At 71.8% G+C, this 19,760-nt stretch carries 16 protein-coding genes, 1 tRNA gene, 1 other RNA gene and 2 pseudogenes; 14 read left to right on the plus strand and 6 right to left on the minus strand.

Going from position 1 to position 19,760, the window contains the following annotated elements:
- Positions 1-122: 122 nt before the first annotated feature.
- Both secA and GVV04_RS34950 read left to right on the plus strand, forming a co-directional pair.
- Positions 123-2,799, plus strand: a pseudogene (secA, locus tag GVV04_RS11450) (preprotein translocase subunit SecA); the annotation flags it as partial.
- Between the two features lie 68 nt (positions 2,800-2,867).
- Positions 2,868-3,044: pseudogene (locus tag GVV04_RS34950) on the plus strand (SEC-C metal-binding domain-containing protein); the annotation flags it as partial.
- A 197-nt stretch (positions 3,045-3,241) separates the two neighbouring features.
- Here GVV04_RS34950 and GVV04_RS11455 read toward each other — a convergent pair.
- The gene (locus GVV04_RS11455; protein WP_161687370.1) at positions 3,242-3,844 is read right to left on the minus strand and encodes an Rv3235 family protein; all 603 of its coding nucleotides are present in this window, start codon (positions 3,842-3,844) and stop codon (positions 3,242-3,244) included.
- 100 nt (positions 3,845-3,944) lie between these two features.
- A complete protein-coding gene (locus tag GVV04_RS11460; RefSeq protein WP_161687372.1) occupies positions 3,945-4,172 on the minus strand; it encodes a helix-turn-helix transcriptional regulator in 228 nt (75 codons plus the stop codon).
- A gap of 187 nt (positions 4,173-4,359) precedes the next feature.
- Here GVV04_RS11460 and GVV04_RS11465 point away from each other — a divergent pair, with 187 nt between their 5' ends.
- Positions 4,360-4,869, plus strand: a complete 510-nt coding sequence (locus GVV04_RS11465) for a DUF6912 family protein (RefSeq protein WP_161687374.1) — start codon at positions 4,360-4,362, stop codon at positions 4,867-4,869.
- Positions 4,870-4,934: 65 nt separating this feature from the next.
- Here the strand turns inward: GVV04_RS11465 and GVV04_RS11470 are convergent, their stop codons facing one another.
- On the minus strand, positions 4,935-6,026 hold the full coding sequence (locus GVV04_RS11470) for a hypothetical protein (RefSeq protein ID WP_161687376.1): 1,092 nt from the start codon (positions 6,024-6,026) through the stop codon (positions 4,935-4,937).
- Between the two features lie 436 nt (positions 6,027-6,462).
- Here GVV04_RS11470 and pruA point away from each other — a divergent pair, with 436 nt between their 5' ends.
- From pruA to GVV04_RS11510, 8 genes are all read left to right on the plus strand, one after another.
- Positions 6,463-8,091 (plus strand): L-glutamate gamma-semialdehyde dehydrogenase, encoded by a 1,629-nt coding sequence (gene pruA / locus GVV04_RS11475; protein WP_161687378.1) that lies wholly within the window; start codon positions 6,463-6,465, stop codon positions 8,089-8,091.
- A gap of 166 nt (positions 8,092-8,257) precedes the next feature.
- Positions 8,258-8,773 carry a PadR family transcriptional regulator gene (locus GVV04_RS11480; RefSeq protein WP_161687380.1) on the plus strand — a complete coding sequence of 172 codons (516 nt, stop codon included), beginning with the start codon at positions 8,258-8,260 and terminating at the stop codon, positions 8,771-8,773.
- Positions 8,774-8,939: 166 nt separating this feature from the next.
- Complete coding sequence (gene prfB / locus GVV04_RS11485) at positions 8,940-10,061, plus strand: peptide chain release factor 2 (protein ID WP_161687382.1); 1,122 nt, start codon at positions 8,940-8,942, stop codon at positions 10,059-10,061.
- Between the two features lie 119 nt (positions 10,062-10,180).
- A complete protein-coding gene (gene ftsE, locus GVV04_RS11490; protein ID WP_161687384.1) occupies positions 10,181-10,861 on the plus strand; it encodes a cell division ATP-binding protein FtsE in 681 nt (226 codons plus the stop codon).
- A gap of 67 nt (positions 10,862-10,928) precedes the next feature.
- Positions 10,929-11,804, plus strand: a complete 876-nt coding sequence (gene ftsX / locus GVV04_RS11495; RefSeq protein WP_161687386.1) for a permease-like cell division protein FtsX — start codon at positions 10,929-10,931, stop codon at positions 11,802-11,804.
- A gap of 136 nt (positions 11,805-11,940) precedes the next feature.
- Complete coding sequence (gene smpB / locus GVV04_RS11500; protein WP_161687388.1) at positions 11,941-12,420, plus strand: SsrA-binding protein SmpB; 480 nt, start codon at positions 11,941-11,943, stop codon at positions 12,418-12,420.
- A 107-nt stretch (positions 12,421-12,527) separates the two neighbouring features.
- Positions 12,528-12,904, plus strand: a transfer-messenger RNA (tmRNA) gene (gene ssrA, locus GVV04_RS11505).
- Between the two features lie 202 nt (positions 12,905-13,106).
- Positions 13,107-14,093 (plus strand): hypothetical protein, encoded by a 987-nt coding sequence (locus GVV04_RS11510; protein ID WP_407938794.1) that lies wholly within the window; start codon positions 13,107-13,109, stop codon positions 14,091-14,093.
- A gap of 539 nt (positions 14,094-14,632) precedes the next feature.
- Here GVV04_RS11510 and mdlC read toward each other — a convergent pair.
- Both mdlC and GVV04_RS11520 read right to left on the minus strand, forming a co-directional pair.
- A complete protein-coding gene (mdlC, locus tag GVV04_RS11515) occupies positions 14,633-16,228 on the minus strand; it encodes a benzoylformate decarboxylase (protein WP_161687392.1) in 1,596 nt (531 codons plus the stop codon).
- A 156-nt stretch (positions 16,229-16,384) separates the two neighbouring features.
- Positions 16,385-17,188, minus strand: a complete 804-nt coding sequence (locus GVV04_RS11520) for an S-methyl-5'-thioadenosine phosphorylase (RefSeq protein ID WP_161688363.1) — start codon at positions 17,186-17,188, stop codon at positions 16,385-16,387.
- A gap of 242 nt (positions 17,189-17,430) precedes the next feature.
- Here GVV04_RS11520 and GVV04_RS11525 point away from each other — a divergent pair, with 242 nt between their 5' ends.
- Both GVV04_RS11525 and GVV04_RS11530 read left to right on the plus strand, forming a co-directional pair.
- Positions 17,431-18,021, plus strand: a complete 591-nt coding sequence (locus GVV04_RS11525) for a YqgE/AlgH family protein (protein WP_161687394.1) — start codon at positions 17,431-17,433, stop codon at positions 18,019-18,021.
- A gap of 85 nt (positions 18,022-18,106) precedes the next feature.
- A tRNA-Ala gene (locus GVV04_RS11530) sits at positions 18,107-18,179 on the plus strand.
- A 339-nt stretch (positions 18,180-18,518) separates the two neighbouring features.
- Here the strand turns inward: GVV04_RS11530 and GVV04_RS11535 are convergent.
- Entirely contained in the window at positions 18,519-18,944 is a 426-nt protein-coding gene (locus GVV04_RS11535; RefSeq protein WP_161687396.1) for a DUF1579 domain-containing protein, read from the minus strand.
- A gap of 160 nt (positions 18,945-19,104) precedes the next feature.
- Between GVV04_RS11535 and GVV04_RS11540 the strand changes: the two genes are divergently transcribed.
- Positions 19,105-19,758, plus strand: coding sequence for a DUF998 domain-containing protein (locus GVV04_RS11540; protein ID WP_161687398.1), 654 nt, complete (start codon positions 19,105-19,107; stop codon positions 19,756-19,758).
- The last annotated feature ends 2 nt before the right edge of the window (positions 19,759-19,760 follow it).

Raw genomic sequence — 19,760 nt, forward strand, 5'->3', positions numbered from 1 at the left:
AGCCGCCGGCTCGTTGTCCGAGTGTTATGTCGGTTTCGGCAGATCGGACCGCCGCCACCAGTGACCATCGGGCCGACGGAGCGCCTACGATGGGTCGAGACTGTCTAGGGGAGCGTTGATCCGTGTCGATTCTGGAAAAGGTCCTCCGCGCTGGCGAGGGCCGCATGGTGCGCCGGCTGAAGGCCATCGCCGCCGCCGTCAACTCGATCGAGGACGACTACGTCAACCTCACCGACGACGAGTTGCGTGGCCTCACTGACCAGTACCGGGAGCGGCTGGCCGACGGTGAGACCCTCGACGACCTGCTGCCGGAGGCCTTCGCCACGGTGCGCGAGGCGTCGGCCCGGGTGCTCGGCCAGCGGCCGTACGACGTCCAGGTGATGGGTGGGGCGGCGCTGCACTTCGGCAACATCGCCGAGATGAAGACCGGTGAGGGCAAGACCCTGACCTCGGTCATGGCGGTGTATCTCAACGCGCTGTCCGGCAAGGGCGTGCACGTGATCACGGTCAACGACTACCTGGCCCCGCGTGACGCCGCCTGGATGGGGCAGGTGCACAGGTTCCTCGGCCTCACCGTCGGCGTGGTGCTGCCCAACCGGCCGGCCAGCGAGCACCGCGCCGCGTACGAGTGCGACATCACCTACGGCACCAACAACGAGTTCGGCTTCGACTACCTGCGCGACAACATGGCCTGGTCGAAGGACGAGCTTGTCCAGCGCGGCCACAACTTCGCGGTGGTCGACGAGGTCGACTCGATCCTGATCGACGAAGCCCGGACGCCGCTGATCATCTCCGGCCCGGCCGAGCACTCGGCCCGCTGGTACGGCGAGTTCTCCGGCGTGGTGGCCCGGCTCCAGCCCGGCAAGGACGGCGAGGGCGACTACGAGGTCGACTACGCCAAGCGCACCATCGCGGTGACCGAGCGCGGCGTGGCCAAGGTGGAGGACCGGCTCGGCATCGACAACCTCTACGAGTCGGTGAACACCCCCCTCGTCGGCTACCTGAACAACGCGATCAAGGCCAAGGAGCTGTACAAGCGCGACAAGGACTACATCGTCAGCGACGGCGAGGTCCTGATCGTCGACGAGTTCACCGGTCGCATCCTGCACGGGCGCCGCTACAACGAGGGCATGCACCAGGCGATCGAGGCCAAGGAAGGGGTGGAGGTCAAGCAGGAGAACCAGACCCTGGCCACCATCACCCTCCAGAACTACTTCCGCCTCTACGAGAAGCTCTCCGGCATGACCGGTACGGCCCAGACCGAGGCGGGCGAGTTCAACAAGGTCTACAAGGTCGGCGTGGTGACCATCCCGACCCACCGGCCGATGGTCCGGATGGACCGGGCCGACGTCATCTACAAGACCGAGAAGGCCAAGTTCAACGCGGTCGTCGAGGACATCGCCGAGCGGCACCAGGCCGGTCAGCCGGTGCTGGTCGGCACCGTCTCGGTGGAGAACTCCGAGATCATCTCCCAGCTGCTGCGCCGCCGGGGCATCCCGCACTCCGTGCTGAACGCCAAGTTCCACGCCAAGGAGGCGGAGATCGTCGCCCAGGCCGGGCGCAAGGGCGCGGTCACCGTGGCGACCAACATGGCCGGCCGGGGCACCGACATCCTGCTCGGCGGCAACGCCGAGTTCCTCGCCGCCAACGAGCTGCGCCAGCGCGGCCTCGACCCGGCGGAGAACGAGGAGGAGTACGCCAAGGCCATGGAGGAGGTCCTGCCCAAGTGGAAGCAGGCCTGCGAGGCCGAGGCGGAGGAGGTCGCGGGCGTCGGCGGGCTCTACGTGCTGGGGACCGAGCGGCACGAGTCCCGGCGGATCGACAACCAGCTGCGCGGTCGGGCCGGCCGGCAGGGTGACCCGGGCGAGTCCCGCTTCTACCTGTCCCTGCAGGACGAGCTGATGAAGCGGTTCCGGGCCGGCGCGGTCGAGGCGGTGATGGACCGCTTCAACATTCCCGAGGACGTGCCCATCGAGTCGAAGATGGTCACCCGTCAGATCAAGAGCGCCCAGGCCCAGATCGAGGGCCAGAACGCCGAGATCCGCAAGAACGTCCTGAAGTACGACGAGGTGCTCAACAGGCAGCGTCAGGTCATCTACGCCGAGCGCCTGCGGGTGCTCAACGGCGAGGACCTCTCCGACCAGGTCCGCAACATGATCGACGACGTGATCGGCGCGTACGTGGTCGGCGCCACCAGCGACGGCTACGCCGAGGACTGGGACCTTGAGCAGCTCTGGTCCAGCCTCAAGCAGCTCTACCCGGTGGGCGTCACCCTGGCCGAGCTGGAGGAGGAGATCGGCTCCCGGGCCGGCTTCGACCAGGACTTCCTGGTCGCCCGGCTCAAGGAGGACGCGAACGCCGCCTACGACCGGCGCGAGGAGCAGCTCGGCGAGGAGGGCACCCGCGAGCTGGAGCGGATGGTGCTGCTTCAGGTCATCGACCGCAAGTGGCGCGAGCACCTCTACGAGATGGACTACCTCCAGGAGGGCATCAGCCTGCGGGCGTACGCCCAGCGCGACCCGGTGGTGGAGTACCAGCGCGAGGGCTTCGACATGTTCGCCACCATGATGGACGGCATCAAGGAGGAGACGGTCGGCTTCCTCTACAACCTGGAGGTCCAGGTCCAGGAGGCCGAGCCCGAGGCTGAGGCCGAGGAGGTGCAGCTGCTGGAGAAGCCGGTGGAGATCCGGGCCAAGGGCCTGGGTCGCGCCCCCCAGCAGCAGGGCCTGCAGTACTCCGCGCCGACCATCGACGGTGAGGCCGGCGCCGGGGCGGTCGCCGTGGAGCGGCCCGAGGAGCAGGCCCCGCCGGTGCGCGCGGCCCGCTCCGAGCGGCCGGCCCGGCCGGCGGCCCCGCCGGCCTCCGAGGCTCAGCGCCGTCCGGCCGCCTTCGGCGGGAGCGGGCAGGCCGTGGCGGCCAACTCCGCCCGGGAGACGGTTCCGGCCCGGGGCGAGGCCGGCGGCCCGTCGCGCAACGCGCCGTGCCCGTGCGGTTCCGGCCGCAAGTACAAGCGCTGCCACGGCGCCGCCAACGGCGGAAACTGACCCGTCCGGCGTCGCCGACAACGGCACCCGTCCCACCCACCAGAGAACACCAGCAAGCGGCCCCGGCGACCGCCGGGGCCCCTTGCTGTCCGGCAGGCCGCCCCGGCTCCGGCCCCGTGCCCGGCCTGGCTGCCGGCCCGCTGCGGGGACCGCCTTCCGGCATGGCCCTCGGAGCGAGGGCGCGGCCGTCGGGGCGGTCAGACGAGCTGGAGCACGGTGCAGAGCCAGCGACCGCGTCGATGTTCCAGGCGCAGCGCCATCGCCCAGGTGTGTCCGGCGGCGCTGCCCAGGACGGCGGCGGCCTCCACGGCCGCCGGGCGGGGTTCGCAGACCCGCAGTCGGCGCAGCCGCACGGTCGGGCGGGTGGAGCGGCGGCGGACCGGGCCGATGCGCGCCGCCGCCCTGGTCAACTCGTGCATCACGTCCGCCGAGCAGGCCGGGTTGCTCATCGGGCGGATCTGCCCGAGCGGCCGGTATCCGTTGAGGATCTCCAGGCAGGTGGTGACGAAGCGCTGGGCGGCCCGGGTGGCCTCCGGCGTGGCCGTCACCAGCGCGGCGGTCGGTGGGACCTGTGGAGTGGCCCGCCCGGGGCCGCCAGGGGCGGGGCGGGGGTCGTGCGGGCGCCCGCCGGGGCGGGCCGGGGCGCGGCGGTGCGCCTCGAACAGATCGAGGGCCAGTTGGGCGGCGACCGGGCGGGGCCAGCCCTCGGCCGGCTCCTCGGTGAACGGCGGGTCGAGCGGGGGCGCCGGCCGCACCCGGATCGGAGGACGGACGGGTCCGGGACGACGGGACTCAATCATCGAAACCCCCGATGTTTGCGTTTGCCTTCGTTTGCCTCCGACAGGGTCGATTCTCGGGCAGGGTGGTGCCCGGGGTCAATGGCACCCGGTGCGGTGGCCGCTACTCGGCGTCGCGGTCGTTCAGCGGGTTGTCCCGGACCCACTCGGCGGTCTCGGCGTACTTGTGCTGGATGTACTCCTCCAGGCGGGCGCGCTCGACCCGCCACTGCCCCCGTCCGCCGACCTTGATCCCAGGCAGCTCACCGCTGCGCACCATGTGGTAGACCTGCGAGTCCGACACGTTGAGCTCGGCGGCCACGTCGGAGAGCAGCAGGAACCTCGGCTCCATGGGAACTCCCGGGGTTGACGTCGTTTGCCTCAGTTTGCCATTCGCTGCCGACAGGGTCGCCGACCCGCCGCCCGCGCGGCAACCTTCCGTGCGGCGGGTGCGGGGTGTATGACGGTCAAGGCGTACGGCATGATCGGCGCCCGGGCCGGCGCACGCCGGCCGGCAGGCGGAGCGGGGGAGACGACCGGTGACCGAGGAGCTTGTCCGGGTGTACGTGCCGGCGATCGTGCCGATGCTGGCCCGCCTCCCCGAGCAGGGGCTGCCCGAGACCGACGCCCACGCGGTGACGCCCGACCTGCGCGAGTGGTACGCCGAGGGCGACGAGGAGGAACTGGAGTACGTCGCGTTCATCCGGGCCGCCCAGGACGCGCTGCTCCTGCTCCGGGACGATCCGGCCGCGCCCCGTCGGCGCGCGGTGGTCTCCGTCGACGTTCCCGCCTCGGCGCTGCGGCGCACCGACGACGTGCTCGGCTCCAGCGCGGTTCGCCTGGTCCGACCGGTGCCGGCGACGGCGGTGGCCGCGCTGCACGTCGACGGCGACGACGCGCGTGACGACGTGGCCGCCGCCGTTTCAGTGGCCGCCGAGGCGCTGGCTGGCGACCCGGACGCCCAGTTCACCGTCGACGGCGCCGAGGACCGCGAGCTGGAGTGGTACGACGTCAGCGAGCTGGAGCAGCTGCTGCGCGCCGCGTCCTGACACCGGGCCCCACGCCCCCACGCCCTCCGTCTCGCCGGGCCGCTCCCGGGGTGACGGGTCGACCGTCAGCGGTCGGCCGCCGCCCCCGCCGCCGCACCGTCGTCGGCCGTCTCCTCGGTGGCGTCGTCGTCGTCCGGCGCGGGGCCGAGCGTGCGGCCGAAGGCGATCAGTGCGGTGAGCGCGCCGACGAAGAGCACCCAGATCCCGTTGTCGATCCGGGAGGTGCCCAGCGAGGTCTGGGCGACCGCGTCCGCCTCGCTCAGCGCGCCGGCCAGGTCGAGCAGCGAGCGCCCGCCGACCCGGATGATGATCTCGGCGAGCAGCAGGAGCAGGCCGGGGCCGGCCCCGGCCAGCAGGTAGCCGGGCCAGCGGGGGGCGGGTGAGGCCGGGTCGTGCCGCTCGGCACGCCGCCTGGCCCAGGTGAGGTACCCGAAGGCGAGCAGCCCCGCCAGCAGGCCGGCGAGCAGGGACTCCGACCGGGACACCCACTTCGCGGCACCGACCATCGACTCCTGGGTGTCGCCCGCGCCGAAGAGGTCGAACAGCGGGTCCCGGGCCTGGCTGAACGCCACCACGAAGACCAGCGCGCCGAGCGTGGCGGCGACGATCGCGCCGGCCGCCCGGGCGTTGCCGGCGCCGGCCACGGCGCCGCCGATGATCGCCGCCGCGGCGGTGGTGCCGGCGATGACGTTGGTGGTCGCGTTGTCGAAGTAGGTCAGGTTGATCACCACCGCCGCCGCGAGCCCGACCAGCACGCCGGTGCCGACCGCGACGGCGAAGCGCAGGGTGACCCGCTCGGTGCCCCGCCGGGCCAGCAGGTTGGTCGCCGCCAGGGCGATCGCCGCGCCGGTCACCAGGGCGGCCGAGATGACCCCGGGCAGCGCGAACGCGGAGAGGCTGATCGCGGTGACCCCCGCCTCGGCGGAGGTGATCGCCGCCCGGGTGGACCAGAGCATCGCCGCCAGCCAGCCCACGGCCAGCAGCGCCAGCACGACCGCCCCCGGGGCGCGGGTCGGAGGCGTACCCCCGGCGGCCGGCGCCAGCTCCACGGGCGCCGCCGGTCTCCCGTCGCCGCCTGGCTCGTCGGCCCCGGCCGGGGCGTCCCGCACCGGCTGGTCCGGCTCCGCGGCGGTGGAGCTGCCGGGCTGGTTGCTCATCGTCTCCCCTTCGACGGAGGCCCGGACCCGGCCGGCTCTGTCGGCGGGCGGGCGGGGCTGGTCACCGGCCATCCAGGGTACGCGCCACCCGACCGTCGACCCTCCGCCCGTCCGAAGCCCACCGCACCGCCCCACCCGTCCCGCGCCCGGGCGGCGGCGGGCGAGGAATCGTAGGCGCGGCGTGGGCCAGGCGACGGAATCGCCGGCACTGGAGGCGGGTCGGGCGGTGATTCGCAGGCGGTGTTCGCGGCGCGGTGCGGGCCAGGTCGGGCGGGGTGGGGCCGGGGTGGGACGAAACCGGGGGTGCCGCGTGGGAGAATCGGCGCAGGTCCCGCCGCCGCGACCGGTGCAGCCCGCGGCGTACGGCGTCCCGGCCGCCCGGTCGGTGCCCGTGGGTCCGATTTCGCCACCGCTGCCGAGATCGCCAGGAGCCCCGATGGACGCCGTGTTCTCCGTACCCGAGCCGCGTAACGAGCCGGTCCGTGCCTACGAGCCGGGCAGCGCCGACCGGGAGCGGCTCCAACGTCGCCTGGCCGAGCTGGCCGGCGAGCGCCTCGACCTGCCGATGACCATCGCCGGCGAGCAGCGGATGGCCGGCGGCGAGCCGATCGACGTGGTGCAGCCGCACCGGCACGACCACGTGCTGGGCGTCACCGGCCACGCCACCCACGACGACGCCCGCGCCGCGGTCAAGGCCGCCAAGGACGCCGCCCCGATGTGGCGGGCCCTGCCGTTCGAGGAGCGCGCGGCGATCTTCCTGCGGGCTGCCGAGATGCTCTCCGGCCCGTGGCGGGACACCCTCAACGCCACCACCATGCTCGGCCAGTCGAAGACCGCGATCCAGGCCGAGATCGACGCGGCCTGCGAGTTCATCGACTTCCTCCGGTTCAACGTGCACTTCGCCCGGAACCTGCTGCAGGAGCAGCCGCTCTCCTCCCCGGGAGTGTGGAACCGTCTCGACCACCGCCCACTGGAGGGCTTCGTCTACGCGGTCACCCCGTTCAACTTCACCGCGATCGCCGGCAACCTGCCCTCCGCCCCGGCGCTGCTCGGCAACACCGTGGTCTGGAAGCCGAGCCCGACCCAGCAGTTCGCCGCGCACTTCACCATGCGGCTGTTCGAGGCGGCCGGCCTGCCGCCCGGCGTGATCAACATGGTCACCGGGCGGGGCGAGGAGGTCTCCGACGTGGTGCTCGCCGACCCGGACCTGGCCGGCATCCACTTCACCGGCTCGACCAAGGTCTTCCAGCAGCTGTGGAGGACCGTCGGCGACAACATCCACCGCTACCGGGGCTACCCCCGGCTGGTCGGCGAGACCGGCGGCAAGGACTTCGTCGTCGCGCACGCCAGCGCCGACGTGGACGCGCTGCACACCGCGCTGATCCGCGGCGCGTACGAGTACCAGGGCCAGAAGTGCTCGGCCGCGTCCCGGGCGTACGTCCCGCGGTCGCTCTGGGAGGGCGGGCTGCGCGACCGGCTGGCCGCCACCGCCGACTCGCTGACCTACGGCGACGTCACCGACTTCACCAACTTCGGCGGCGCGGTGATCGACGCCAAGGCGTTCGACCGGCACGCCGCAGCCCTGGAGCTGATCTCCGGCGACAGTTCCTGCACCGTGCTGGCCGGCGGCACCGCCGACGACTCGGTCGGGTGGTTCGTCCGGCCGACCCTGTTCGAGTGCACCGACGCCGCGCACGAGACGTTCACCACCGAGTACTTCGGGCCGATTCTCGGCGTGCACGTCTTCGACGACGCCCGCTTCGACGAGGTCGTCGCCCAGGCCGAGTCGATCGCACCGTACGCGCTGACCGGGGCGATCTTCGCCACTGATCGCCGGGTGGTGGACGCGGTGGCCGAGCGCATGCGGTACGCGGCCGGCAACTTCTACATCAACGACAAGCCGACCGGCGCGGTGGTCGGGCAGCAGCCGTTCGGCGGCGCCCGGGCCAGCGGCACCAACGACAAGGCCGGCTCCTGGCACAACCTGGTCCGTTGGATGTCCCCCCGGACGATCAAGGAGACCTTCGTCGCACCGACCGACCACACCTACCCCCACATGGGCTGACGCGCCCGGCGAGGGCTCCCGCCGTGTCGCGGGGGCCCTGGCTGTGCGCAGCGTGACCGGCCCTCAACGGACTGTCGCCCGCCGACAGTGCACAAAGGAAACCCTCCAGGGTGGCGAAAATGGCAAATCCTGGACGCCGGGTCGGCAAAGTGGCAGCGTAAGGGGCATGGCGGATTCCGGAGTGAACCCCACGGCGGCGGCCCTCCTCGGGCTGCTCCACGAGGGTCCCATGACAGGCGGGCAGTTGATGGCCGCCGCTGAGCGCAAGCTCGCCCCGTATTGGTCGATGACCCGCAGCCAGGTCTACCGCGAGCTTCCGGTGCTGGCCGAGCGCGGTCTGGTGCGGTTGGGCAAGCCCGGCCCCCGGTCCAGCCAGCCGTACGCGATCACCGCGGCCGGCAAGCGGACGTTCTCCCGTTGGCTGGCCGAGGACCCGGGGCGGGACACCATCCGCAACCCGATCGCCCTGCGGGTCGCCTTCGGCGGCCTGCACTCGGCCACCCAACTGCGCAACCTCCAGGCCTCCGCCAACGAATACCACAGCGAGGCCCTGGCCCGGGTGCGGGAGCAGGTGAAGAACGCCAAGAAGGAGGGCGACTCGTTCGACGCCAGCGCGCTGGAGTTCGCCGTCGCCTACCACAAGGCCGCCCTGTCCTGGCTGAAGTCCGCCCCCGTCGGCTGACCCGATCGACGGCCCGCCACCCCGCCACCGGGCCGTCGGTCGGGGCTGGATCCGTCCGTGACCAGGGTGGCCGACACGCCCGGGCCGTCAGTCACGCGGACACTTTTCGCCCGTCACCGTGGGGCTCGCAAGCTGACCTCCCGTATTCGCAGTAGTCTTGTCTGTCGTGACCGCTGCCGATTACGCCGAACAGCTCAAGGAACTCGACGCCACCCTGCGCAACATCGAGGCCGTGCTCAACCTCGACCGACTGCACGAGGACAAGGCCCGGCTCGAGGAGCAGGCCTCCGCGCCGGACCTGTGGGACGACCAGGCCAAGGCACAGCAGGTGACCTCCCAGCTGTCGTACGTCAACGGCGAGATCAGCAAGCTGGGCAGCCTGCGCTCCCGGCTCGACGACGCCCGCGTGCTGCTGGAGCTCGCCGAGGCCGAGGACGATCCCGGGGTGCTCACCGAGGTGGAGACCGAGATCGGCGGGCTCACCAAGGCCATCCAGGAGATGGAGGTCCGCACCCTGCTGTCCGGCGAGTACGACTCGCGGGAGGCGCTGGTGGCGATCCGGGCCGGGGCCGGCGGCGTGGACGCGGCCGACTTCGCCGAGATGCTGCTGCGGATGTACCTGCGCTGGGCCGAGCGGCACGGCTACCCCACCGAGGTCTACGAGACCTCGTACGCGGAGGAGGCGGGCCTGAAGTCCGCGACCTTCGCGGTGAAGGTCCCGTACGCCTACGGCACGCTGAGCGTGGAGTCCGGCACCCACCGCCTCGTGCGGATCAGCCCGTTCGACAACCAGGGCCGCCGGCAGACCAGCTTCGCCGGTGTCGAGGTGCTGCCGGTGACCGAGCAGACCGACCACATCGACATCCCCGAGAACGAGATGCGGGTCGACGTCTACCGGTCCTCCGGCCCGGGCGGGCAGAGCGTCAACACCACCGACTCGGCGGTGCGGCTCACCCACATCCCCACCGGCATCGTGGTGACCTGCCAGAACGAGAAGTCCCAGCTCCAGAACAAGGCGTCCGCGATGCGGGTGCTCCAGGCCCGCCTGTTGGAGCGCAAGCGCCAGGAGGAGCAGGCCAAGCTGGAGGGGCTCAAGGAGAATGCCGCCGGCTCGTGGGGCGACCAGATGCGCTCGTACGTCCTGCACCCGTACCAGATGGTGAAGGATCTCCGAACCGAGCAGGAGACCGGCAATCCGACCTCGGTCTTCGACGGCGAGCTGGACAGCTTCATCGAAGCCGGTATCCGTTGGCGCAAGCAGCGACAGCTCGCCGGCGACGCAGCGTGATCGATCGCGGGCGGAGCGCGTCGTCGATCTCCCGATAACCGGGTGTTTCGATGACGCGCCTCGCATCGGCGGGGCGTGGGGGCTTGGTTCATCGGTTACACCGCGTAGACTCACCACCCGTGATTCAGCTTGAGCAAGTGACGAAGACGTACCCGAAGGCGTCCCGGCCTTCGCTCGACAACGTGTCCGTCTCGATCGAGAAGGGCGAGTTCGTCTTCTTCATCGGTCCATCCGGCTCCGGCAAGTCCACGATCATCAAGATGCTGCTGCACGAGGTGACCCCCAACAAGGGGCGGGTCGTCGTCAACAGCAAGGACGTCACCTCGATGCGCTCCTGGAAGCGACCGCACTTCCGGCGTTCGATCGGCTGTGTCTTCCAGGACTTCCGGCTGCTGCCGAACCGCACCGCGTACGAGAACGTGGCGTTCGCCCTCGAGGTGATCGGCAAGACCAAGGCGGTTGCCCGCCGGGTCGTTCCCGAGGTGCTGGAGCTGGTCGGGCTCGGTGGCAAGGAGCACCGCTACCCGCACGAGCTCTCCGGTGGTGAGCAGCAGCGGGTCGCCGTCGCCCGGGCGTTCGTGAACCGTCCGCTGATCCTGCTCGCGGACGAGCCGACCGGAAACCTGGACCCGGACACGTCGATCGAGATCATGCGCCTCCTGGACCGGATCAACCGCACCGGCACGACCGTCGTGATGGTCACCCACGACTCGAACATCGTGAACCAGATGCGGCGTCGGGTCATCGAGATTGAGAGCGGTCGCATCGTGCGCGACCAGGCCCGTGGCGTCTACGGGTGAGCCGGCGCTCCACCCCTGTGCAGCCTGACGACGATCACCTCACGCCGGAGACCCGGAGGAATTCCCGATGCGCGTGAAATACGTCCTGTCCGAGGTACTGGTCGGACTGTGGCGCAACGTGACCATGACCATCGCGATGATCATCACGATGGCCGTGTCGTTGACCATGCTCGGTGCCAGCGGTCTGATGTACAGCCAGGTAAACGACATGAAGGACCTCTACTACAAGAACATCGAGGTCTCGATCTTCCTGACCAAGGAGGCCAACGAGCAGCAGCGCGCCGACATCGACGCCAAGCTGAAGAGCGATCCGCTGGTCAAGGAGGCCGTCTTCGTCGACAAGGCCGAGGCGTACAAGCGTTTCCAGGAGATGTTCCAGGACGCGCCCGACCTGCTGAGCGCGGTCAAGGCGGACAGCCTGCCCGAGTCCTTCCGGCTCAAGCTGGTGAACCCCGAGCAGTACCGGGAGATCTACAACCAGTACAAGGACACCGAGGGCGTCGACGAGATCGTCGACCAGAGCCAACTCCTGGACAAGATCTTCAAGATCCTCACCTCGGTCCAGAACATCGCCCTGGCGGCCGCGGCGGTGATGGCAATCGCCGCGTTGCTGCTGGTTGCGAACACGATCCAGGTCGCGGCGTACAGCAAGCGGCGTGAGGTCGCGGTCATGAAGCTGGTCGGCGCGTCCAACTGGTTCATCCAGGCGCCGTTCGTGCTGGAGGCCGTGGTCGCGGGCCTGATCGGCTCGCTGCTCGCCCTTGTCGCCCTGATAGCGGCCAAGTACCTGCTGTTCGACGGCGCGCTCAGTGACCTTCAGGGGCTGCTCTCCCCGGTCACCTGGGGCGACATTCTCGTCGTTTTCCCGATCATGGCCGGCGTGGGCGGTCTGGTCAGCGCCGTCACCGCGTGGGTGACCCTCCGGTTCTACCTGCGGGTCTAGTCACCCTCAGGTCTGCCCGACGCGGCAGGACCCTCCGGCGCGGAATAATCCGTGCCGGGGGGTCCTTGCCGTTCGGGTAGCATGATCTCCGCTTCCGGCCCCGGCCGGGAGCCACAACGAGGGGAGGTGGCGCCGGATGCCACGGGAGAAGGGGCGCAAGGTCGTCGCCTCCAACAAGAAGGCGCGCCACGACTACGCCATCCTCGACACGTACGAGGCGGGCATGCAGCTGACCGGCACCGAGGTCAAGTCGCTTCGGGCCGGGCGGGCGTCGCTGGTCGACGCCTTCGCCCAGGAGCGCGACGGTGAGCTCTATCTGCACTCCATGCACATCCCGGAGTACACCCAGGGCACCTGGACCAACCACGAGCCCCGGCGTACCCGCAAGCTGCTGCTCAAGCGGCTGGAGATCGACCGGCTGATCGGCAAGACCCGCGAGGGCGGCCTGACCATGGTCCCGTTGCAGGTCTACTTCTCCGACGGCTGGGCCAAGGTGGAGATCGCCCTGGCCAAGGGCAAGAAGTCGTACGACAAGCGGCAGGACCTCGCCAAGCGGGACGCGGACCGGGAAATCGCCCGGGCCGCCGGCCGGCGCGGCAAGGGCATGGACGACTGATTCGTTCCGTTCGTCCCTTCCCGGCACGTCGGGGCGGGCCTCGGGATGAAACCGGTTGCGGAAGGCGTTAGGCTTGTGTGGAGCCGCCGACAGGGGCGGCCCGTCGAGGGGGTGACTGGTTTCGACTTCGTACGCAGCGACAGGGGAAGCGAGCCGAGGAAGCCGACGTCGTCTCGAAAATCGGTCGTCGGAAACTTATAAGCGCCAAGAACACTCGCGCTGACTTCGCTCTCGCCGCCTGAGGCGAGTAGCTAAGTCTGTCGGCCTGGGAACGCCTTCGTCCCAGTCAGCCGGCATCAGTTAGAGGGCTGGCCAATCGGACCCGGTCGCGGGGTCCGTGCGGCGAGATTAATCAGCGACTGGGCCCGTCACACCAACTCGCTCGCGTGAGCGGTGGGGCCGAGTAGAGGCATAGCGAGCTGCGCTCGGAGAAGCCCTGACAAACCGGCGAAGGACCCGGGTTCGATTCCCGGCACCTCCACCACCTCGACCTGTGCGCCTCGGTCCACCCGGACCGGGGCGCACAGTCGTGTCCGGGCCGGTGGGGCCGGCGGGAAGGCCGGTGAATGCAAGCCGGGGAACCGGAAACGGGGCGGGCGCGTCGAAGGGGCATGCGTCGAGTTCTTGCCCTGGCGGGCCTGCCCCTGCTCATCGTTGCGGCCGGTTGTGGCCCGGCCGGGGTGGAGATGGGCCCCGGCAGCGCCGACGACCGGTGGGAACCGTTCCACCAGCGGGCCGTCGAGGTGGCCGAGGCGTGGCGGCCCGGGAACGCCTGGACCGCCGGGTACGTGCCACTTCAGGAGCCGACCGTACTGCTCAGGGAATTCGACCTCACCCCGGAGACCGAGCAGGCCTTCCGCAACGGCTGGTACCGGGAGCAAATCGCCATGCCGACCGCCGATCCGGCCGACGGCGTGATCCGCTTCCCCGACGGGACGCTGACCGTGCCGCTGTTCAGCGCCGCCACGGCGTACCGGCAGCTCGACCAGGGCGACCCGCCGCCGTGCGAGGGACGGCCGCAGGCCCCGACGCCCGAGAAGCGTCCCGGCTTCCGACCCAAGCCCGGCGCCACGGACGGCCCGATCGTCGAGCCCGGCCCGGACGGCCCGATCATCAAGCCTGGCCCGGACGGCCCGATCATCAAGCCTGGCCCGGACGGCCCGAGTATCGAGCCCGGCCCGGACGGCCCGGTGAGCAACGTGCCGTCGGCCGCCTGCGTGCCGCTGACCGTCACCGCCGTGCGGCTCGGCACCGCGCCGGTGCGTACCAGCCGGGGCGAGGCGCAGGTCCCGGCCTGGGTGTTCACCGTCGAGGAACTGGGGACCCCGGTGGCCCGGCTCGCGGTCGCGCCCGGCGCGGTCACCGCCGTGCCCCAGGGCGTCGCGCCCACCCGGCCGGTGCCCGACGGCGTGGTCGGCGCACAGGACCTCCAGACCGTCGAGGGTGCCCGGCTGACCTGGCGGATCGGCGTGGGTGCCTGCGACACCGGGGCCACCCCACTGGTGCAGGAGCGCGACGACGTGGTGGTGGTCGGCGGCGGTGTCACCCCGGCCACCGGCATCTGCACCGATCAGCTCGTGCTCAAGCCGGTCACCGCCACCCTGAAGGCGCCGCTCGGCGACCGGACGGTGCTCGACGTGACCACCGGAGCGCCGTTGATCCAGCGCCGCTGAGCCCTTCGCCGCCGGCTGTCGCCCTTCGCCGCTGGCTGTGGCCCGTCGCCGCTGGCTGAGACCCTCGCCCCTGGCTGTGGCCCCACGCTGACCGCGTTCGGTCCCGACGAGCCGAGGGATGCCGACGAGCGGTGAGTGGGTGGGGGTGCTCGGCGGTCCATGTGGAGCTGCCCCGTTTGTGCTACCGCCGACCGGTGGCACAAACGGGGCAGCTCCACATGGGCTAACCGGGGGTGGCCCAGCTCGGGGCGGCCCAAGCCAAGCCTGCGGTAGGCCAGCCTGGCGGTAGGCCCAACCGGGCCACAGACAGGCATTGGCCAGCGCGGACGGGCCGGACGGGCCGGACGGGCCGCATGGGTCTGGTGGGTTGGGCCAGGGCCGCGCGGACGCGCGCGCCGAAGCGGGCCAGGTGGTGCTGCTCGGGCCGGGCCGAGCCGGGGCGGGCTGGGCTGGGCGAGCCAAGCCGGGCCGAGCCGGGCCGAGCCGGGGCGAGGCACGCGGCGGGGGAGGGGCGGGGTGGTGGGCGGGTGGGCTGGGGCTCAGAGCAGCTGCGGAACGTCCGTGCTGATCGGCACCGGCAGCACGGTGGGCCGGTCGGCGGCCAGCGCCGTGCGCAGTGCGTCGCCCAGCCCGTCGGGCTCCTCGACGACCGTGGCGGCGCAGCCGTACCCCCGGGCCACTGCGGTGATGTCCAGGCCGGGCAGGTCCAGGCCCGGGACCCCGGGGGTGTGCTTCAGCTCGGCGAACGACTTGAGGATCGCGTACTGCTGATTGACCGGGACCACGACGGCGAGCGGCAGGTGCAGCCGCGCGGCCGTCCACAGAGCCTGCACCGAGTAGTGGAACGAGCCGTCCCCGATCACCGCCACCACCGGGCGGCCCCGCCCGGTGTCCCGCTCGGCCAGCGCGATCCCCACCGCCGCCGGCAGCCCGAAGCCGAGTCCGCCGCTGGCCATCGTGAAGTACGACGCGGGCCGGGTGACCGGCAGCCGGCGGCGCAGCGCGGCCAGGTTGGACGGCGACTCCTGCACCAGCACCCCGTCGGGCGGCCAGTGCCGGGCCAGGGCGGCGAAGAGGCCGTCCGGGCTCAGCGGCGGGCCCAGGTCGGGCGGCTCCGGGGCGGGCCGGGGCGGCGGGGGCGGGCGCTCGGCCGCCGGGACCAGGTCGCCCAGGGCGGCGAGCGCCAGGCCCGGGTCGCCGAGCAGGCTGTCCCCGACCGGCGCGCGGGCCGTCTCCTCCGGGTCGTCGGTGATGTGCAGCAGCCGGGTGCCGGCGGGCAGGTAGTCCCCGGGCACGTACGGGTAGTACCGGAACACCGGCGCGCCGACCACCAGCACCGTGTCGTGCCCGCGCAGCGCCTCGGCCAGTGGCCCGATCGCGTACGGCAGGACGCCCCGGTAGTACGGGTGGTCCTCGGGGAACGCGGCCCGCTCCGGGGCCGGCGCGGACCAGACCGGGGCGGCCAGCCGCTCGGCCAACGCGACCGCCGCCGGCCACGCCCCGGCCCGGTCGACCGCCCCGCCGAGGACGAGCACCGGGGAGCGGCTGGCGGCCACCTGGGCGGCGAAATCCCGCAGCCGGGTCGGGTCCGCGGCGTACCGGGTGGCCACCGTACGCACCTCGGGCGCCGCTGACGCCGGCTGCTGCCAGTCGTCCAGCGGCAGGGAGAGGTAGACCGGCCCGGCCGGCGGCTGCACCGCCGTGGCGTACGCCCGCATGAACGCCGCCGGGATGTCCTGGGCGCGGGGCGGCTCGTAGCTCCACTTGGCGTACGGCTGGGTCAGCTCGACCGCCCGGCGGTTGGTCAGCCGGGGCTCGATCAGCAGCATCTCCCGGGTCTGCTGGCCGGCGGTGACGATCAGCGGCGTCTTGTTGTGCCAGGCGGTGACCAGGTTGCCCATGCCGTTGCCGGTGCCCGGGGCGGTGTGCAGGTTGACGTGCGCGGGACGGCCGGTGGCCTGGGCGTACCCGTCGGCCATCCCGACTGCGGACGCCTCGTGCAGGGCGTGCACGTAGTGGAAGTCGGCGGGGAACTCCTGCAGGAACGGCTCCTCGGTGGAGCCGGGGTTGCCGAAGACGGTGGTCAGGCCCAGCGCCCGGAGCAGGTCGTACGTCGTCTCGCGGACCGTTGCCATCGGTGGGCCTCCGTGTCGCGGCGCGGGCTGCCTCCTCGCCGGAGACGACGCGGCGATCGGGTCCCCGACCTGCCGAATCTATCCGGAAAAGGCTCACCTATCGGGCGATTCGCCCAGCCCGCGCTGGCCGTCGCCCCGCCGCCCCGCCTCCCGGGGTCAGGGGAGGGGGAAGGGCAGCTTGATCCCGTCCAGCGCCCGCCCGCACGGGCAGTCCCGCCCGGTCGGCAGGGCGGCGACCGCGTCCAGCAGCACCCCGCGCAGCCGGTCGGTGTTCTCGCCGAAGACCCGGAAGACCTCCTCCTGGGTCACCGAACCGCCGCTCTCCACCCCCGCGTCCAGGTCGGTGACCAGGGCGATCGGGGTGTAGCAGAGGGCCAGCTCCCGGGCCAGCACAGCCTCCGGGTGGCCGGTCATGTTGACCACCGCCCCGCCGATCGCGGTGAACCAGCGCGACTCCGCCCGGGTGGAGAACCGGGGCCCCTCCACGACCACCATCGTGCCGCCGTCGACCGCCGACACCCCCCGCCCGGCCGCCGCGTCGAGCAGCGTTCGGCGACCAACCGGGCAGTACGGGTCGGCGAAGGTCACGTGCACCGCGCCCCGGTCGTAGTACGTCTGGACCCGGCCGCTGGTGCGGTCGATGAGCTGGTCCGGCACCACGAACGTGCCCGGCCCCAGCTCGGGACGCAGCCCGCCGACCGCGCACGGGGCGAGCACCTGGCGCACCCCGAGCGACCGCAGCGCCCACAGGTTCGCCCGGTACGGGATCAGGTGCGGCGGGTGCCGGTGGTCGCGCCCGTGGCGGGGCAGGAACGCCACCCGCCGGCCGCCCACCTCGGCGATCGTCACCGGGTCGGACGGCTCCCCGTACGGCGTCTCCACCTGGTGCTCGGTGGCACCCTCCAGGAGGGCGTAGAGCCCCGAGCCGCCAATCACCGCGATGTCCGCTGTCGGCCCCATCATCGCCCCCTCCGGTCCCACTCGATCACCCACCGGTCAGACCTTAGCCAGGGCCCCGACCGCAAGCTATGGTGCCAGGCATGGCGTTGACAGCAGGGATGAGCGCGGAGTCCCGTGCCGACCGGGTGTGGCCCTCCACCTCCCCGCTCGGCCCCGGTGTCGATGCCGTCCGGTCCGGCCGCGGTGCCGACGTCCGGGGCGATGGCCCCCGTCCCTCGGCGCGTGGCTGACGGATGTCTGACATGCAGGGAGAAGACCAGGCGATCGGCGGGCGTGCGATGGAGTCGATGACCGGACGGCTGCTGGTCGCGACTCCGACGCTCAAGGACCCGAACTTCGACCGGACGGTGGTGCTGCTCGTCGCTCACGAGCCGGGCGGGGCGCTGGGCGTGGTGCTCAACCGGGCCACCGAGCTCCCGGTCGTCGATGTCCTCGGCGACTGGAGTTACCTGGCCCGGGACCCGGCGGTGCTGTTCGAGGGCGGGCCGGTGCAGCCGGACTCGGCGATCTGCCTGGCCCGGATGCGTGGCCCGGTCAAGCGGTTGCGCGGCTTCCACCAGGTCGCCGGGGCCGTCGGCACGATCGACCTCTCCGCCGACCCGGAGCGGATGCGGGAGAGCATCGGCGGCATCCGGGTCTTCGCCGGCTACTCCGGTTGGGGTGCTGGCCAGCTCGAACAGGAGATCGAGGACGGGTCCTGGTTCGTCTTCGACGCGCTGCCCGGGGACGCCTTCGTCGACCGCCCGGACGACCTGTGGCCGATGGTCCTGCGCCGGCAGGGCGGCATGATGGCGGCGGTCGCCCACTTCCCGCCGGACGTCGCGCTGAACTGACCCGGGGGTGGGGCCCGCGAGATGACCATGGCGGCCGGCGTGTGTATAGTTCTCTCCGTGCCCGGGCGACCGGGGGCGAAGTCAAGGGGCCGTGGCGCAGCTGGTAGCGCACCACACTGGCAGTGTGGGGGTCAGGGGTTCGAGTCCCCTCGGCTCCACCTTGAGATTGACGATCAAAGGCCTGCTCACCGTTCGCGGCGAGCAGGCCTTTGATCGTTTCACCCTCACTTGACCCCGGGTGGGCCGTATGACCCGGCCACAGGGCCAATCATGTGACGGCCATCACTCTTCAGTCCGTGCGGGGATGGTGGGCCGGACGGTGTGGCCGAGCCGTCCGAAGACGGCTCGGCCACACTCCGGTTCGTCAGGGGTTCACCCGGGTGGCCGGGCTGTCGCCCGGCAGGTCGGTCCACCAGCCGGTTCGGGCGTCGGCGGCGTCCGAGGTTGAGTGGGGAACCGTACGCCTCCGGCCGCTCAGGGGCGGTGGCTGTCCGGGTTCAGCTCCGGGTCATCGTGGACGCGAATCCGCCCCCGCCCGGGTAGGTCCACTCGCCGGTGACCGTGGTGTCGTCGGCGCTGAACGTGCCCTCGTAGTAGGCCGGGCTGCCCTTCGCGCCGCCCCAGATGACGAGCTTGTCGCCGACGAGTTCGTAGACGTAGTCGAGGGTGTTGCCGGCCGCGTCGTAGAACCGCGACACCACGTCCGTGCCGATCGGCTCGCCGAACGGGTGCAGGTGGCCGATGACCTCCAGGCCGGTGACCGGCTGGCCGAACTGGGTCAGCTCCACGTGCTGGAGCAGGAAGAAGCCGCCGGTCATCCACTCGTACCGCACGGTTCCCTCGGCGCCGCCGGTCACCGTCCAGGTGCCGACCAGGCGGTCCAGGGCGGTCAGTTCGGCGCTCGGCTGGCTGTTCTCAGACATCGTGTCCTCCTCGGTGGGTGCTTGCCGGTACCTCGGCGGCCGCACCCCGGCTTTGACATCCCGTGACGTCGATCTGTTGTGGCCCACGTCATATCCCCTGCGCGTCAAAGTGCCCGGTGCGGCCACGAGGTAGCGGCGAACACCCACCCAGGAGGAAGCCATGACCACCGTCGCCGCCGCCGTTCCCGCCGTCCGCCGCTCGTCCGGGCGCCTGCTCCTCGCCGGCGCCCTCGCCGGACCGGTCTTCTTCGCCTCGGCCGTGACACAGATGCTGACCCGGGAGGGCTACGACATCACGCGACACCCGATCAGCCAGCTCGCCACCGGAAGCCTCGGCTGGGTTCAGATCACCACGTTCGTCCTCGCCGGTCTCGGCGGCCTGGCGCTCGCGGTGGGTATCCGAGGGACCCTCACCGAGGGGACCGGTCGGCGCGTGCTCCCGATCTTCGTCGGGGTCTTCGGCGCCGGGCTCGTCGCGGCCGGCGTGTTCACCATGGATCCGGAGCACGGCTTCCCGGTCGGTACCGCGGACGGGCCGGCCGGCGAGATGACCTGGCACAGCATCGCGCACTCGGCCGCAGCCGCCACGGCCTTCACCGCGCTGGCCGTCGCCGCCGTCGTATTGACCGTCCGCCACGCCCGTCGTCACGCAGCGCTGCCGGCCGTGCTCAACGCAATCACCGCGCTCATCCTGCTGCTGCCCATGTCGCAGAGCCACATGAGCATCCAGATCGCCGTGAACGGTCTGGTCGCCTTCACCTGGACGACGGTCGTCGCCCTCTCCCTGCGCCGTTCGGCCACCGGCGTAGCGTGATC

This window comes from Micromonospora rubida, assembly GCF_009908295.1.
Lineage (GTDB): Bacteria > Actinomycetota > Actinomycetes > Mycobacteriales > Micromonosporaceae > Micromonospora > Micromonospora rubida.